This window comes from Atopomonas sediminilitoris, assembly GCF_022601735.1.
GTDB classification, from domain to species: Bacteria; Pseudomonadota; Gammaproteobacteria; order Pseudomonadales; family Pseudomonadaceae; genus Atopomonas; species Atopomonas sediminilitoris.
The window spans coordinates 238,617-254,573 of record NZ_JAKUMM010000002.1; the positions used below are offsets into that span (position 1 = coordinate 238,617).

General features: G+C 57.5%; 16 protein-coding genes and 1 tRNA gene. 9 read left to right on the top strand and 8 right to left on the bottom strand.

All coding sequences use genetic code 11. The features are described from left to right. Positions 1-5 precede the first annotated feature (5 nt). From MKI83_RS03585 to MKI83_RS03605, 5 genes are all read left to right on the top strand, one after another. On the top strand, positions 6-1,262 hold the full coding sequence (locus MKI83_RS03585) for a glycosyltransferase family 4 protein (RefSeq protein WP_241583425.1): 1,257 nt from the start codon (positions 6-8) through the stop codon (positions 1,260-1,262). After that, positions 1,256-2,221 (top strand): UDP-glucose 4-epimerase family protein, encoded by a 966-nt coding sequence (locus tag MKI83_RS03590; protein ID WP_241583426.1) that lies wholly within the window; start codon positions 1,256-1,258, stop codon positions 2,219-2,221. Before MKI83_RS03585 ends, MKI83_RS03590 begins: the two co-directional genes overlap by 7 nt. After that, positions 2,218-3,252 carry an MraY family glycosyltransferase gene (locus tag MKI83_RS03595; RefSeq protein WP_241583428.1) on the top strand — a complete coding sequence of 345 codons (1,035 nt, stop codon included), beginning with the start codon at positions 2,218-2,220 and terminating at the stop codon, positions 3,250-3,252. Before MKI83_RS03590 ends, MKI83_RS03595 begins: the two co-directional genes overlap by 4 nt. Continuing rightward, positions 3,249-3,830, top strand: a complete 582-nt coding sequence (locus MKI83_RS03600; protein ID WP_241583430.1) for an acetyltransferase — start codon at positions 3,249-3,251, stop codon at positions 3,828-3,830. The genes MKI83_RS03595 and MKI83_RS03600 overlap by 4 nt, the downstream gene beginning before the upstream one ends. Before the next feature lie 310 nt (positions 3,831-4,140). Next, the gene (locus tag MKI83_RS03605; protein ID WP_241583432.1) at positions 4,141-6,156 is read left to right on the top strand and encodes a polysaccharide biosynthesis protein; all 2,016 of its coding nucleotides are present in this window, start codon (positions 4,141-4,143) and stop codon (positions 6,154-6,156) included. Between the two features lie 85 nt (positions 6,157-6,241). Here MKI83_RS03605 and trpA read toward each other — a convergent pair whose 3' ends face one another. Together trpA and trpB are read right to left on the bottom strand one after the other, a co-directional pair. Continuing rightward, positions 6,242-7,051: a tryptophan synthase subunit alpha gene (gene trpA, locus MKI83_RS03610; protein ID WP_241583433.1), complete on the bottom strand. Its 810-nt coding sequence runs from the start codon at positions 7,049-7,051 to the stop codon at positions 6,242-6,244. Further along, the gene (trpB, locus tag MKI83_RS03615) at positions 7,051-8,262 is read right to left on the bottom strand and encodes a tryptophan synthase subunit beta (RefSeq protein WP_241583434.1); all 1,212 of its coding nucleotides are present in this window, start codon (positions 8,260-8,262) and stop codon (positions 7,051-7,053) included. Before trpB ends, trpA begins: the two co-directional genes overlap by 1 nt. 114 nt (positions 8,263-8,376) lie before the next feature. On the opposite strand from trpB, the gene MKI83_RS03620 reads away from it, so the two are divergent. After that, positions 8,377-9,261 (top strand): LysR family transcriptional regulator, encoded by an 885-nt coding sequence (locus tag MKI83_RS03620; protein ID WP_241583679.1) that lies wholly within the window; start codon positions 8,377-8,379, stop codon positions 9,259-9,261. Positions 9,262-9,326: 65 nt separating this feature from the next. Here MKI83_RS03620 and MKI83_RS03625 read toward each other — a convergent pair whose 3' ends face one another. The 6 genes from MKI83_RS03625 to MKI83_RS03650 form a co-directional block, all read right to left on the bottom strand. After that, positions 9,327-10,550 carry a methyltransferase gene (locus MKI83_RS03625; RefSeq protein ID WP_241583435.1) on the bottom strand — a complete coding sequence of 408 codons (1,224 nt, stop codon included), beginning with the start codon at positions 10,548-10,550 and terminating at the stop codon, positions 9,327-9,329. 74 nt (positions 10,551-10,624) lie between these two features. Then, positions 10,625-11,317: an ABC transporter permease gene (locus MKI83_RS03630; protein ID WP_241583436.1), complete on the bottom strand. Its 693-nt coding sequence runs from the start codon at positions 11,315-11,317 to the stop codon at positions 10,625-10,627. Next, positions 11,314-12,006, bottom strand: a complete 693-nt coding sequence (locus MKI83_RS03635) for an ABC transporter permease (protein WP_241583437.1) — start codon at positions 12,004-12,006, stop codon at positions 11,314-11,316. Before MKI83_RS03635 ends, MKI83_RS03630 begins: the two co-directional genes overlap by 4 nt. A 48-nt stretch (positions 12,007-12,054) precedes the next feature. Further along, positions 12,055-12,810 carry an ABC transporter substrate-binding protein gene (locus MKI83_RS03640; RefSeq protein WP_241583438.1) on the bottom strand — a complete coding sequence of 252 codons (756 nt, stop codon included), beginning with the start codon at positions 12,808-12,810 and terminating at the stop codon, positions 12,055-12,057. A 15-nt stretch (positions 12,811-12,825) separates the two neighbouring features. Then, positions 12,826-13,593 carry an ABC transporter ATP-binding protein gene (locus MKI83_RS03645; RefSeq protein WP_241583439.1) on the bottom strand — a complete coding sequence of 256 codons (768 nt, stop codon included), beginning with the start codon at positions 13,591-13,593 and terminating at the stop codon, positions 12,826-12,828. Positions 13,594-13,912: 319 nt separating this feature from the next. Next, on the bottom strand, positions 13,913-14,263 hold the full coding sequence (locus tag MKI83_RS03650) for a 4a-hydroxytetrahydrobiopterin dehydratase (protein WP_241583441.1): 351 nt from the start codon (positions 14,261-14,263) through the stop codon (positions 13,913-13,915). A 157-nt stretch (positions 14,264-14,420) separates the two neighbouring features. On the opposite strand from MKI83_RS03650, the gene MKI83_RS03655 reads away from it, so the two are divergent. From MKI83_RS03655 to MKI83_RS03665, 3 genes are all read left to right on the top strand, one after another. Next, a complete protein-coding gene (locus MKI83_RS03655) occupies positions 14,421-14,888 on the top strand; it encodes a MarR family winged helix-turn-helix transcriptional regulator (RefSeq protein ID WP_241583443.1) in 468 nt (155 codons plus the stop codon). A 71-nt stretch (positions 14,889-14,959) separates the two neighbouring features. Next, positions 14,960-15,784 (top strand): substrate-binding periplasmic protein, encoded by an 825-nt coding sequence (locus MKI83_RS03660; protein WP_245399649.1) that lies wholly within the window; start codon positions 14,960-14,962, stop codon positions 15,782-15,784. Between the two features lie 95 nt (positions 15,785-15,879). Then, positions 15,880-15,955: transfer RNA gene (locus MKI83_RS03665), tRNA-Phe, on the top strand. The last annotated feature ends 2 nt before the right edge of the window (positions 15,956-15,957 follow it).

The window sequence follows — 15,957 nt, forward strand, 5'->3', positions numbered from 1 at the left end:
TTTATATGTCTGAACAAAAGTTAAAGGTTCTGATCGTAAGCCAGTATTTCTGGCCAGAGAACATGCGAGTCAACGATCTTGTTGAGGGGTTGGTTCAGCGTGGGCACGAAGTCACTGTTTTGACTGGTTGGCCCAATTATCCAGAAGGACGTGTATTTGAAGATTATCGTCGGTCGCCCAAGCAATACACCGAATATCGGGGAGCAAAGATCGTGCGGGTGCCGTTCATTCCACGCGGTAAGCGCAGCATCACTCTCATGCTGAACTATGTGTCGTTCTTCCTTAGTGGGTCAGTGTTGGGTAGTTGGAAGCTGCGTGGAAGAGAGTTTGACGCTATTTTCGTCTATGCGGTATCGCCGATTATGTCGGCTATCCCTGCACTTATGATTGGTAAGTTGAAGAAGGTACCTGTTTTTATCTGGGTGCTTGATCTGTGGCCAGAAACGTTAAACGCGGTCGGAGTCTTGAGCAGTGCACGCCTGCTCGCGTTGGTTGGTAAAGGTGTGTCTTGGATATATAACAGGGCTGATTATTTGCTCCTGCAGTCGACTGCGTTTTCTGCGAGTGTGAAGCAGTACTGTACTCGTGCGATGCCTCCTGAGCGGTTGGTGTATTTTCCGAGTTGGGCCGAGGATGGTTTTTCTAAGCTGCCAGCGGAGGGATCACCGCTGATTGAACGTGACCTCCAGATGTTTACTATTTTGTTCGCCGGCAACCTGGGTGATGCTCAGGACTTTCCCGCCATTCTCGATGTAGCCGAGGCCTTGCGCGGTGAATTGGCCATACGCTGGGTGATTGTCGGCGACGGCAGGATGAGCGAGTGGCTTGAGCAACAAGTTATCGACCGTGGCTTGGACAATGTATTTCTGCTGGGACGCCACCCACTTGAGGCCATGCCTCCGCTGTTCACAACGGCAGATGCACTGTTGGTCTCGTTGAAGACTAACGAAGTATTCGAGAAAACCATTCCTGGCAAGGTACAGGCCTACTTGGCATCCGGTAAACCGATTCTGGGCATGATCGATGGTGAAGCTTCCCGTGTCATTGAAGAAGCCGGTGCAGGTCTTGCCTGCTCTTCGAGTGATCGCGCAGGTTTTGCCAGAATTGTTAGTCAGATGGCACAAATGACCTCGTCGCAACGCCAGGCGATGGGAGCATCGGGCAAACGCTATTACGAGAATCATTTTTCCAAGGAAAAGCTTTTTTCGAATCTGGTAAGCCTGTTTCGTCAGGCCACTTGCAGGAATGGGAAGTCATGCTGAAGAAGGTGCTGTTGACGGGATGTACTGGGTTTTTAGGGCGTTCCGTGCTCACTTGCCTTTGCAGAGACGGTAAGGAGGTGGTTGCCTGTTCGCGAGCCGAGATGTTGAAAGCCCCTAGCGAAGCTAAATATATGCAGGTGGCTGGCCTCGATTCAAGTACAGACTGGACGCTTGCACTCGACGGCGTAGAGGTGGTGATCCACAGCGCCGCTCGCGTTCATGTCATGAACGATACGTCATCCGACCCACTTACCGAGTTCCGCAAGGTCAATGTCGAGGGTACTTTGAGCCTCGCCCGGCAGGCTGCGGCAGCCGGCGTACGCCGCTTTATCTTTATCAGCTCGATTAAGGTCAATGGGGAGGGCACGCCTGTAGGTGCGCCTTACCTCGCCGATGCTCAGCCGGCGCCAGCTGACCCGTATGGCATTTCCAAGATGGAAGCCGAGCAGGGGCTGCGTGCCATTGCGGCTGAAACCGGGATGGCGGTTGTGATTATCCGCCCGGTGTTGGTCTACGGGCCGGGGGTGAAAGCCAATTTCCTCAATATGATGCGCTGGTTGCACAAGGGCGTACCATTGCCGTTTGGGGCGATTCATAACCAGCGCAGCCTGGTGGCCTTGGACAATCTGGTCGACCTGATCGTGACCTGTATCGATCATCCCGCCGCGGCGAATCAGGCCTTCCTGGTCAGCGATGGTGAGGATCTTTCGACTACCGAGTTGTTGCGCAGAATGGGCGTTGCCTTGGGTAAGCCCGCACGGCTATTGCCGGTGCCGAGTTGGCTGCTGGAGGTGGGGGCAGTGATGCTGGGTAAGCAGGCGCTCTCCCAGCGACTGTGCGGCTCGTTGCAGGTCGATATCGGCAAGACTCGTGAGTTATTGGGCTGGACCCCGCCGGTCAGCGTCGATGAGGCGCTACACAAGACGGCCAAGCATTTTCTGGAACAGCAGAGCAAATGATTATCTGGTGGTTGCTACCGGCCGTGGCCGGCGTTTCGCTTTTTATGACCGGTGCGCTGCGGCGTTACGCCTTGGCCCGCAGCCTGATGGATATCCCCAATGCGCGCAGTTCGCACTCGGTGCCGACGCCGCGCGGGGGCGGGGTGGCGATAGTGCTGGCTTTCCTGGCGGCTTTGCCGGTTCTGGCCTTGGCCAATCTGTTGCCTTGGGCCGTGATGTGGGCGCTGTTGGGCGCGGGGGCTGGGGTGGCGGTGATCGGCTTTCTTGATGACCACGGCCATATTCCCGCGCGTTGGCGGTTGTTGGGGCATTTTGCCGGGGCCATTTGGGCCTTGTTCTGGTTGGACGGGCTGCCGCCGCTGAGCCTGTTCGGCATCAGCCTCGACCTGGGTTGGCTGGGGCATGCGCTGGCTGCGATCTCCTTGGTGTGGTTGTTGAACCTCTACAACTTCATGGATGGTATCGACGGTATTGCCAGTGTCGAAGCTATTTGTGTGTGTTTGGCTGGAGCCTTGTTGTACTGCTTGCTGGGTATCGAGGGAGTAGTCCAGCCTCTGGAGTGGGTTGTGCCTTTGCTTTTGGCTGCAGCCGTTGCGGGTTTTCTGTTCTGGAATTTTCCGCCAGCACGGATCTTTATGGGGGACGCGGGCAGTGGCTTTCTTGGCATCACACTGGGCGTACTCTCGTTGCAGGCTGCCTGGATCGCGCCGCAGTTGTTGTGGAGCTGGTTGATTCTGCTTGGGGTGTTTATCGTCGATGCCACCTTTACTTTGCTGCGCCGCTTGTTGCGGGGCGATAAGGTGTATGAAGCTCATCGTAGCCATGCCTATCAGTATGCTTCGCGCCAGTATGGCCGCCATTTACCGGTGACGCTTGTTGTGGGTGGCATCAATATCTTGTGGCTGCTACCCATTGCACTATGGGTTGGGCTGGGCTGCATAGATGGCTTGTTGGGGCTGTTGATTGCTTACGTGCCGTTGTTGATGCTGGCGGTTAAATACCGTGCCGGTGAGGAGGAGCCTCGGGCGTGAGCGAGCGAACTTTACTGATCATTGGCGCGGGTGGGCATGGCAAAGCGGTTGCCGAAGCGGCGTTGCTCAGTGGCGAATGGCAGCGGGTCGCGTTTGTTGATGACCGCTGGCCAGCGTTGCGTGAAACCTTTGGCTGGCCTGTTGTGTCCGATTTGGCCGGCTTGGCTGTGCTGCAGGATACGGTGGCGGGCGCTATTGCTGCAGTGGGCAATAACGCAGTGCGCGAACAGTGGGTTAAAGCCATTCGTGCCGCCGGGCTGCCTTTGGTAACGGTCGTGCATCCCCTTGCTTGCGTGAGTTCTTCTGCTGTTATAGGTGCAGGTACGGCGATAATGGCGCTGGCAATGGTGGGTGTCGATGCGATTATTGGCGAAGCGACTATCGTCAATGCCAATGCAACGGTCGATCACGATGCCAATCTTGGTGATTACGCTCATCTTGGGGTAGGAGTTCAGCTTGCAGGCGGAGTGAAGATTGGCACTCGGGTCTGGTTGCAGGCGGGGTGTAGCGCGGGATACCGGGTTGTGGTTGCAGATGAGATGGTATTTGCGCCAGGAGAAGTATTGGTTGCGGATTAGCACGTGAATGTTTTGCAGGTATGCGATCTGACCTCTAGTTTTGGTAAACATTAAAATGAAAGGATCATTGCAGCGAGTACTCGGTTTTCTGTTATCACGTGGATAGGCTGTTTTCGGCATGGGGTCTGCTGGTAAACGATGGCTCAGACGCTTGCTGGTTCCTACTGATGCCGCCAGATTGCGGGATGGTTTTTTTGCTTGCCAGGCGTCACCGAAGGTTAGGGTGTGGACGCGGTATTCTTTATGCTGTTGTGCGGCACCCGTTGCCGTAGTTGACTCAGATATGGCTTGAAATAATTGAGGGATCATTGTGTTAAAACTTGCCGCAAAGTGGCGCAGCCGTCTGGTCGAGCTGCCACGGCGTCATAAGCGCCTGATTCAGGTCGCCACGGATGTGCTGTTGGTTTGGGCTGCACTATGGTTGGCGTTTGTTGTGCGCTTGGGGGATACGGAAGACGTCGAACCCTTTGCTGGGCATGCTTGGCTTTTTATTACAGCGCCGGTGATAGCTATTCCCTTGTTCGTGCGATTTGGCATGTACCGGGCGGTGATGCGTTATTTCGGCAACGATGCGCTTCTTGCTATCGGCAAGGCTGTTACCTTCTCGGCGTTGCTGCTGGCGTTGGCGGTGTACTGGCATCAGGAGAGCACTAAGCTTATTCCTCGCTCGATAGTGCTGAACTACTGGTGGTTAAGTTTGGGGATGATTGGCGGGCTGCGCTTGGTGATGCGGCAATACTTTATGGGGGGATGGTATGCGCCTGAGAGGTACGGCTGGCTGAAAGGGCGTGATTCTGGTTTTCCTAAAGTAGCCATTTACGGTGCTGGTGCAGCCGGTAATCAATTGCTGGCCGCGTTGCGAAACAGTCGTAGTGTTTTGCCGGTGGCGTTCATTGATGACGATGATGGGATTGCTGCGCGAGTAATTGCTGGGCTTAAAGTTTATAAGTCCAAGCATGTTCAGCAAATGATTGATGAGCAGGGCGTGAGTGAGGTGCTGTTGGCGTTGCCCTCGGTGCCTCGGGCGCGTAGGCGCGAGATCATTGAGGGGTTAGAGCCTTATCCGGTTCATGTGCGTTCGATGCCGGGGATCATGGATATTGCTGCCGGTAGGGTGCAGGTCGATGAGCTGCAAGAGGTCGATATCGCTGACTTGTTGGGCCGCGATGCGGTAGCACCTGAGGCAGCGCTGATTGAGCGCTGTATTGCGGGTCAGGCGGTGTTGGTCAGCGGGGCGGGTGGCTCGATTGGTTCTGAGTTGTGCCGGCAGATTGTGTTGGTGCAACCGCGCGTGTTGATCTTGTTTGAGCATAGCGAGTTCAACCTCTACGCGATTCACAGTGAGCTGTCACAGCTGATCAAGCGCCAGGCGCTGAGTATTGAATTGGTGCCGGTGTTAGGCTCGGTGCGTGATGCTGCGCATGTGTTGGCGGTGTTGCGCAGTTGGCAGGTGAATACCGTGTACCACGCGGCCGCTTATAAGCATGTGCCAATGGTTGAGCACAACGTTGCTGAAGGCGTGTCGAATAACGTTCACGGGACTCTCAATGTGGCGCGCGCGGCGATTGAGGCGGGCGTGGCCAATTTTGTGTTGATCAGCACCGATAAAGCGGTGCGGCCGACCAACGTGATGGGCAGCACCAAGCGCTTGGCGGAAATGGTCTTGCAGGCGTTGAGTCGTGAGTCGCGTATAGCGGCAGCGTCCGATAATCAGCTCACCGTGATCAATCGCACGCGCTTTACCATGGTGCGCTTTGGCAATGTGTTGGGCTCGTCGGGCTCAGTGATTCCCTTGTTTCGGGAGCAAATCCGTCGCGGTGGTCCAGTCACCGTCACTCACCCTAAGATCACTCGTTATTTCATGACCATTCCTGAGGCGGCGCAGTTGGTGATTCAGGCCGGCTCGATGGGTGTGGGCGGTGATGTGTTTGTCCTCGACATGGGCGAGCCGGTTGAAATCACCAACTTAGCGCGGCGGATGATTCAGCTGACGGGGCTCACGATACGCGATGAGTCTCAGCCTGACGGCGATATCGCGATTGAGTTTACCGGCCTGCGCCCCGGCGAAAAGCTGTATGAAGAACTGCTGATCGGTGATGACGTGCTGCCCACCGACCATCCTAAAATCATGCGGGCGCAAGAAGAGAGCTTGCCGTGGTCAACGTTACAGCACTTGTTGGCGGAGCTGGATGAGGCGCTGCAGGGGCAAGACATGCCACGAGCGCGACAGCTGCTACGTCAGGGAGTGAAGGGTTATCGCCCTGAAGGTGACATTGTTGATTGGTTGTACCAGCGGCAACAACAAGTGCCGAGCGATCGAGGCTAAATCGTAACGCGTTAACAAGCTTTTAGATTGAACACCAAAAAGGCGCGCCTGAGTACACTCGGCGCGCCTTTTACTTTTCTGGCTATTAATGCCGTGCGTTACACACGCCCTCGGCCAGTTCAGCGCACAGGCTGAGCACGCCGTCGACTGCTTGTTGTGGGCTTGTTGCGTTGGCGATTTGATCGACCAAGGCAGAGCCGACGACCACACCTTCTGCGCGGCGGGCGACATCAGCGGCGTGGGCGGGGGTGCGGATGCCGAAGCCAATGCACAGTGGTAGGTCGGTGTGGCGGCGCAGTCGAGTCACGGCCTGCTCGACGTGATCCATGGTGGCTGCGTTGGCGCCGGTGACGCCGGCTACTGAGACGTAATAGACGAAGCCTGAGCTGCCGTTGAGTACGACGGGCAGGCGTTTGTCGTCAGTCGTGGGGGTGGTTAGGCGAATGAAGTCTAAGCCGGCCGTTTGTGCTGGCTCACACAGGTCTTCGTTGTGCTCAGGTGGTAAGTCAACCACGATCAAGCCATCCACGCCGGCGGTTTTAGCCTCTTCAACAAAGCGGGCAATGCCGTAGTGGTGGATGGGGTTGAAGTAGCCCATCAGCACCAGCGGTGTGTCTTGGTTGCCTTGGCGAAACTCGCGCACCATGTTGAGAGTTTTGGCCAAGGTCATCTTGCCGCTGAGGGCGCGAATGTTGGCCAGCTGGATCGCCGGGCCGTCGGCCATGGGATCGGTGAACGGCATGCCCAACTCAATGACGTCGGCGCCGGCGGCGGGCAAGCCCTTGAGGATGGCCAGCGAGGTATCGTAATCAGGGTCGCCACCGGTGACAAAGGTGACCAGCGCGGCGCGATTCTCGGCTTTCAGTGCGGCAAAGCGTGATTGCAGGCGGCTCATCAGTGGGTCTCCGTGGTCTGTTGCATGTGGTGCATGACGGTCTGCATGTCTTTGTCGCCGCGGCCGGACAGGTTGACCACCATCAGGTGGTCCTTCGGCAGGGTTGGGGCACGTTTAAACACCTCAGCCAATGCATGCGAGCTTTCCAGTGCGGGGATGATGCCTTCTAGGCGGCAACATTGATGGAAGGCGGCGAGCGCTTCGTCGTCAGTCACCGAGGTGTACTCAACACGGCCGATGTCATGTAACCACGCATGCTCGGGGCCGATGCCAGGGTAGTCGAGACCGGCAGAAATGGAGTGCGCGTCGATGATTTGGCCGTCGTCGTCTTGCAGTAAGAAGGTGCGGTTGCCGTGCAATACGCCGGGCACACCGCCGTTAAGGCTGGCGGCGTGCTTACCGGTTTCGATGCCATAGCCGGCGGCTTCCACACCGATGATTTGCACCGATTGGTCATCGAGGAAGGGGTGGAACAAGCCCATGGCGTTGGAGCCACCGCCGATGCAGGCGACCAGCGAGTCGGGCAGACGGCCTTCTTGCGCGTGCAGTTGCTCGCGGGTTTCTTTGCCGATCACCGCTTGGAAGTCGCGCACCATGGCGGGATAAGGGTGTGGACCGGCGACGGTACCGATTAAGTAGAAGGTGCTGTCGACGTTAGTGACCCAGTCGCGCAGAGCTTCGTTCATCGCATCTTTCAGTGTGCCGGTGCCGGCGGTGACCGGAATCACCGTGGCACCGAGTAGCTTCATGCGGAACACGTTGGCTTGTTGGCGATCGATGTCGGTGGTGCCCATGTAGATCACGCACTCGAGACCAAAGCGCGCGGCAACCGTGGCGGTGGCTACGCCGTGCATGCCGGCGCCGGTTTCGGCAATGATGCGTTTTTTGCCCATGCGCCGTGCCAGCAGAATCTGTCCGATGCAGTTATTAATCTTGTGCGCGCCGGTGTGGTTGAGCTCTTCGCGCTTGAGATAAATTTTCGCGCCGCCACAGTACTCGGTCAGGCGCTCGGCAAAGTACAGCGGGCTGGGGCGGCCGACGTAATCGCGCTGAAAGTAGGCCAGCTCTTTAGCGAACTCTGGGTCTACCTTGGCCTTTTCGTATTCGGCCGCGAGGTCGTGAATCAGCGGCATCAAGGTCTCGGCGACATATTGACCGCCAAATTGGCCAAACAAACCTTTGTGGTTGGGGCCAGCGCACAGTGACGTCATGGTGTTCTCCTTGCAACGGGTGGCCAGGGCTCTGGCTCATGGCGCACACAATAGCCCTATGGGTGTGTTGAGAAAAGCGATAAGATCGGACAAACCTGTTAGAAAAAGTCACAGATTATGCGCGATCTACCTTCACTCAATGCGTTGCGTGCGTTTGAGGCCGCAGCGCGCCTTGAGAGTGTTTCTCTGGCAGCAGATGAGCTAAGCGTCACGCATGGCGCGGTGAGTCGGCAGATAAAAGTACTGGAGGAAGCGCTTGGCGTGGCCCTGTTTGTCAAAGAAGGGCGCGGCATAAAACTCACTCTTGCTGGGCAGCGTTTGCGCGAGACCTGCGCTGAGGCCTTTGCGCGTTTGCGCGAAGTGTGTGGCGAGTTGCGCCAAGGCCAAGCTGATGCGCCGTTTGTGTTGGCTTGTCCTGGTAGTCTGCTGGCGCGTTGGTTCATTCCCCGGTTGGATCGTCTTAATCGTGAGTTGCCGACGCTGCGTTTGCAGTTGTCGGCTAGCGAAGGTGAGCTGAATCCGCGTAGCGCAGGCGTCAGTGCAACCTTGTGCTTTGCCGAGCCGCCATGGCCGGCGGATATGCAGGTATACCCCTTGGCCGCTGAACGTATCGGCCCGGTGTTTAGCCCGGCTTATGCGCGCGCGGCTGCGCTCACTCAGGCTGCGCCTAGCGCGGTGTTGCACGAGGCATTGCTGCATACGGCCTCGCGTCCGCAAGCGTGGCCGTGCTGGGTGCAGCAGCAAGGCTTGCCTTCGGCAGACTTGCAGCTTGGGCAAGGTTTTGAGCACCTGTATTACTTGCTGGAAGCCGCTGCGGCCGGCTTGGGCGTGGCTATCGCGCCTGAGTTGTTGGTGGCTGAAGATGTGCGCGCCGGTCGTTTGTTGGCGCCGTGGGGGTTTGTGCAAACCCAAGCGCAGCTGACGCTGTGGGTGCCGGCACGGCAGGCGGATCAGCGTGCTCAAGCGCTGGCGCAGTGGTTGGCGGCTGAGTTGGTGTGATCAGTCACCCGTACCCAGCGCAGTTGTTGGGTGATGGGGGCGGCTTAGTCCGCGCTTGAGGGCGATCAGTCAGACTTGGTCGCCAACAATAGTGCGTTGCGCGGGGTCAGCTCACGCGGGCAGAAAGTGCCGAGGCGGGTGTGGTAGCCCTGCTCGTGCAGAAACAAGGCGCGGTCGAGCAGTAGCCACAACTCCAGTGGGCGGCGGAAGAGGTTGCCGACTAGCTCAAGATTGCGGATTTGCGCGAGGCGCTGCCAGCCCAAGGCTTCGGCCTCATCATCGTGAGAGTCCAGTGTTAGCGGGCGCTGCATGTGCTCGGCAACGCGATTAGCCCACTGATGAAACGGCAGGTGCAGCCATTTGTTGGCCGCCGCGGGTGTGCTTTGGTAGTCGGTCTGCCCGAGTCGTTCGCGGCATAACTGGTCGAAGGCCAGTCGGCGCGCCATGGATTGGTCGCGCAGGCGGCGGTCACGCTGACCAGCATTGACGCTTTCGCGCAGCGTTAGGCGCAGATCACTGCGAGTAAGGGCCAGTTGCGCGCCACGCGCCGTTTGGGACAGTGGTTGGTAGTCGTGGCTGGCGATGCGGTTGTAGCAGCATGGGGCGACGGCTAGCTGCGGGCAACCCTGACGGCTCGCCAGGCGCAGCAGCTGCAGGTGCAAATCGCCACAGGCGTGTAAGGCGATAGGACTGTGCTGTGCGCTGACGTGCTGCTGGCAGCTCTCGGCGAGTACATCTTGTATGCGGTGCGTGGCGGTGAGTTGATGTTTAGCGCTTAGCTGTTGGGCTTGCTCGACCAGCGCAGCGTCCCACTCAAGACTGGTGAGCTTGCCGCCAAGGCGGTGCAGTAAGTGGCGACCCAGATGGCTCTTGCCGCTGCACCAGTCTAGCCAATGCACCGTTTGCGCCGGTGGCGGTAGGCAGCGAGCAAAGGCTTCGATTTGCTGCCACTTGCGCCCCGGCACATCCACCGCAAAGCGCGCCGGTATTGTGTGGCTTGGGTGCTGTGGGTGCGGACCTAGGCTGCTGAGTCTTTGCGCCTGTTCCGCCAGCTCGGCAAACGGTGCAGGCGCGTTGAGGAGTGCGTGCGGTTGGCCTTGGTAGTGCTCGGCGTGCTCTAAGCTTTGTTGGCGTAGCCATTGGCCAAGTTCGGGGTGCTGCGCTTCCCAGCTCAGCTGCTGATGGGTAAACGGCGCCTCTTGCCAGAAGTTTTGCTGCTGAAACAGCCACTGATCAAGGGCGTGAAAGCGATCCAGCAGGGCGTTACCGCTGAGCACAGAGGGCGTCACGGGCGAGTTCTCGCGATGAAAGAAAAACGGCGCCGATTGTAGCGGCGCCGTGTGGGCAGTGCATGGTCTTTGGACTAGCGGCCTTGCAACATGTCAACGCGCAGCTTGTGCTCGATAAAGCGGAAGATTTGCGTCAGTACTAAGGTGATGGCCAAGTAGAACAAGCCGGCGATAAAGAAATACAGCTCGGCCTGATAGGTGCGCGCGATGATGGTGCGCGTCTGGCCCATGATGTCGAACAGCGTCACGGTATAGACCACGGCGCTGGCTTTAAGCATCAAAATCACTTCGTTGCTGTAGGCCGGCAGCGCAATTCGCGCGGCACGCGGCAGAATGATGTAGAGCAGCGCTTTGCTGCGCGACATGCCGAGCGCGCGAGCCGCTTCGACTTCGCCGGTGGGTACTGCCTGAATCGCGCCGCGCAGAATTTCTGCGATGTAGGCGGCGGTGTGCATGGTCATGGTAATCAGCGCACACCAGTACGGGTCGCGCAGGTAATTCCACGCCCAGCTTTGTCGCACGGCTTCAAACTGCGACAGGCCGTAGTAGACCAAGAACAGCTGCAGCAGCAGCGGCGTGCCACGAAAGAAGAAAATGTAGCTGTATGGCAGTGCGCGTACCCACGGCTTGCTGGATGATCGAGCGATGCCTAGCGGGATGGCCAAAATCAGTCCCGCGACCACGGCAATGGCTAACAGCTCCAGCGTGACGCCAGCGCCGTCGAGCATCTTGGGCAGCCACTTATCGAAGAACAGCTCCCAATTCATAGCTCATTCCTCGCAAAGCCTTGAGCGGCACGTTTTTCCATGAAGTGCAGCGCGACCATCACCAGTACAGTCAGGCTAAGGTAGATAAAGGCTGCGCTCATATAGAAGGTGAACGGCTCTTTAGTGGCGTTGGAGGCGATCTGCGCTTTGCGCATGATTTCGTCCAGGGTGATCAAAGACACCAGGGCGGTGTCTTTGAGCAAAATCAGGTACAGGTTGCCAAGGCCCGGCAGGGCGATGCGCCAGACTTGCGGCAAAATGATCCGCCAGAAAATGCGCGGACGAGACAGGCCGACGGCCAAACCCGCTTCACGGTGACCTTTGGGGATCGACAGCAGTGCGCCACGGAACACTTCGGTCGCGTAGGCACCAAAGCACAGGGCTAAGGCCAGTACGCCGGCGGCAAAGGGCGACAGGGCAAAGTCATCGTGACCGACTAGGCCGCCGATGAAATTCATGGCGCTGACGGTGCCGAAGTACGCCATCAGTACCCACAGGGTTTCGGGCACGCCACGCACAATGGTGGTGTAGCTGCCGCCGAGCAAGCGGGCGAAGGCGTTGTCGGAGGTCTTGCCGGCCGCGCCGAGCAAGCCAAACACGAGGCCTAGCGCGACAGAGGCCAAGGACAGCTGAACGGTCATCCACGTCCCTGACAGTAGGGCGGGGCCGAAACCTTGTAAGTCAATCATGCAGAGAACCTGAAGCGGGCGCCGTCAAAGACGGCGCCGCAGTGCGCATCAATAGATGCTGAACGGGAAGTACTTGTCGTTGATCTTCTTGTAAGTGCCGTCAGCGACGATGTCTTTGATGGCTTGGTTCAGCTTGTTGCGCAGATCGTCTTCGCCTTTGCGGATGGCGATGCCGATCTTGTCGTTTTCAAACACGGGGTCGCCTTTGAATTCGAAGTCTTTGCCGGCTTCGCTCTTCAGCCATTCCCAGTTAACGAACTTGTCGCCCAGTACGCCATCCAGACGGCCGCTGGACAGATCCAGGTAGGCGTTTTCTTGGGTGTCATACAGCTTAATGGTGACGGTGTCGGCCAGATTATCTTCCAGCCATTGGCCGGCGATGGTGGCGCGTTGGGCGCCAATGATCTTGCCTTTGAGGCTTTCAGTCTCGGTATCAAAGTCAGCGGACTTCGGTGCGATGAACTGCAGCTTGTTGGTGTAGTAGGGGTCGGTGAAGTCCACCGCTTGCTTGCGCTCGTCGGTGATCGACATTGAGGCAATGATCATGTCGAACTTCTTGGCGTTCAGGGCGGGGATGATGCCGTCCCAGTCGGAGGTCACGACTTCGCACTCAGAACCCATCTTGGCGCACAAGGCTTGGCCGACTTCGATGTCGAAGCCAACCACCGCGCCGCTGGCGTCAATCAGGTTGAACGGAGGGTAGGCGCCTTCGGTGCCCAGCTTGATTTTGTCGGCGGCGATGGCCTGTGTACCGAATGCGAGGGTGGCCGCAGCGGCCAGCAGAATCTTCTTGTAATGACGCATGGTGGTTGTCGCTCCTTAACGGTGGCTGGACATGAACTGCTTGCAACGTTCGGACGTCGGATTGTCGAAGACTTTATCCGGCGTGCCTTGTTCTTCGACCAAGCCCTGATGGAGAAAAACGATCTCCGACGAGACTTGGCGTGCAAAACTCATTTCGTGGGTCACAAGCAGCATAGTTCGTCCCTCGTCAGCGAGGGCGCGAATAACGCTAAGCACTTCCTGCACCATCTCAGGGTCGAGGGCGGAGGTCGGCTCATCAAATAGAATCACCCGTGGCTGCATCGCCAGTGTGCGGGCAATCGCCGCGCGCTGCTGTTGGCCGCCGGAGAGTTGATTGGGGAAGGCATGACGCTTGTCGGCGATGCCGACCTTGGCCAATAAGGCCTCGGCAATCTCGCTGGCTTCAGCCTTGCTCTGGCCGAGCACGCGACGCGGGGCTTCGATAATGTTGTCGAGCACGCTCATGTGCGGCCACAGATTGAAGTTTTGGAACACAAAACCCATCTGGCTGCGGAAACGGTTGATTTGCTTGCTATCGGCGGCGATCAGCGCGCCACTTTTGCTGCGCTTGAGCTTGAGCTGTTCACCGGCGAAGTGGATTTCCCCTTCATTAGGGTTCTCCAAGAGATTAAGGCAGCGCAGAAACGTCGACTTGCCAGAGCCTGATGAGCCAAGGATCGAAATGACGTCACCGTCGCGAGCAGTCAGGGAAATGCCCTTGAGTACTTCGAGGTCGCCGTAGCTTTTGTGCAGATTGCGGATTTCCAGAGCTGGCTGGGTCACGAGGCTCCGTACTCCTGTTGTTCTGTTTATAGGGGCTTGGGCCATCCTGGCGAGGCCTCAAGCTAGCATAGCCATTTTTTAGCGCCAAGCTCAGGGTAAGGCGAATAAGTTTGCTGTCGCGCTGATGCACGTTTGTTTCGCCAGTGCTGAATAATGATTGCTGGCTGGGGCTTGCAATCTTGATTCTGCACATTGCGTTAACTGCCTGTTCTGCCTCGATAAAGTGAGCAGCTTCAGGGCAAGCGTGCGGCTAGTTTGCCTGCCTAGCGGCTGACTGAGAAGTCTGCGCCTAAAGCGCTCGGCGTGACGGGTCGTGGCGCTACTTGCCAGTGCGGCAGGCCAGTTTGCTGGTTTTGGCGGCCATGATGAAGTCGTTGCGGTGCAGGCCTTTAAGGCTATGCGTCCACCAAGTGACCGTGACCTGACCCCACTCGGTTAAAAGAGTGGGGTGGTGGTTGGCGGCTTCTGCCAGCTCGCCGACATGTTGAGTAAAAGCCAAGGCTTGGGCGAAGTTCTTAAAGACGAAGCGGCGCTCGAGCTGCAGCACACCGTGGCGCTCGATAATGCTCCAATCGGGCACTTCGCGCAGCAGATCGGCGGCCTCTTGGCCGCGCATGGCGGGCAGTGAGCTATCGCAACTTTGGCAGTCGGCTTGGTGCAGCGCGCTCATCGTGATCCTCCTCGCAGGGAACGGCAGGCAAAACGGGTGTTATCAATTCAATATAGCGCTTGATATGAGGTGGGCGGCGCTCGCCGATGGGCGGATTTGTTGCGTGATTAATGTTTCAATAGAAAATTAATTTCTAATACTCGTCTTAATTTTACGCATGAAAAAAGATTTGATTGAAAGTGAAGTGCTTGCGCCTGAAGTATTTGAGTCGTCGTTGTTTGGGGCGATGCGTAAGTTGCAACACGCCGCCGAGGTGCACGCTAAGCAGCGTGGTCGCTGTGGCGGTTTAACGCCGACGAAGCAGATGATCTTGCAGGTGTTGGTGGCTGAGGGGCGTTTGACCGCGAGTCAACTCAGCCAGCGGGTCAGTATCAGTGCGGCAACGCTGTCGGGCATGCTCGATCGTATGGAAGAACGGCAACTGCTGAAGCGCGAACGCGATAGTCAAGATAAGCGCCGGCAGTGGTTGCTGATTAGCCCAGCGGGCCGCGCGTTATTGGATGAAGCGCCCTCGCTGCTGCCACCGGCCTTGCTGCGCGCCTTAGAAACCATGCCGGCTTGGGAGCGGCATAGCCTTATCGCAGCGCTACTGCGCGTTGGCGAGCTGTGTGATCAGATGGAATAGCCGGCAAGGTTTGATGTGCTGGGCTAGCCTTAATGACATCAGTGGTTAAGCGCTAGTCCGTGAAATGGGGGATGAGTGTGCGTGGCTTTGCTTTGAGTTGTTTGCTGTTAATCAGTGCGACTGCCAGCGCAGCGGAGCCTCAGCCTTTGCGGTTGTCCGTGGGCGATTGGCCGCCTTATCTCTCGACAGATTTCAAGCATCAGGGCGTGGTGGCTCATTTGTTGCGCGATATTCTCGCCGATGAAGGCTATGCGCTGGATCTGCGTTTTTTGCCGTGGTCGCGAGCCTATGCCGATGCGGCCGCCGGTAAATATGCGGGCACCGCCGTGTGGATGCACAAGCCAGAGCGCGAGGTGGATTTTCTGTACAGCGAGCCCGTGCTGAACGAGCAGTTTGTTTTTTTTCACCTGAAAAAAGAGGTGTTCCACTGGGATAGCTTGGCGGATCTCTTCGGCAAAAAGCTCGGCGGCGGGTTGGAATACAGCTACGGCCCAGAGATGGATGCCTACTTGACCACCGGCCGCCTGTACATGGAGCGCGTGCCGAGCGCGGAGCAAAACTTCAACAAGCTCCTGCGGCGCAGAATTGATCTGTATCCGCAGGAAATTAACGTCGGTTATACCGCGCTTCTGAGCCATTTCGATCGTGATGCAATTTCCCAAGTCACCCACCACCCCAAACCATTGCTGAATAACTTGAGCTATTTGCTGGTGCCGCGCAGTGATCCTAACGGCCACGAGTTGCTCAAGCGCTTTAATCGACGGTTAGCGATGTACCGCGCTTCCGGTCGCTACGATCAGTACTTTCACGATTTGCGCCAAGGCAAATACTTGCCTGACTCAGCGCTAGAACGTGATGAGAAAGCCGCGCCTGTGCCGGTGGGCGATCCTCAGTAAAAATCAGCTTTTGCGTGTAAATGTCGGTAATCACTGAATTTTTTTACATTCGACGCTTGACACTTAAGCCTCGCGAACGTTTAATACGCGCCGTTGCCCAGATAGCTCAGTCGGTAGAGCAGGGGATTGAAAATCCCCGTGTCGGCGGTTCGATTCCGTCTCTGGGCACCATC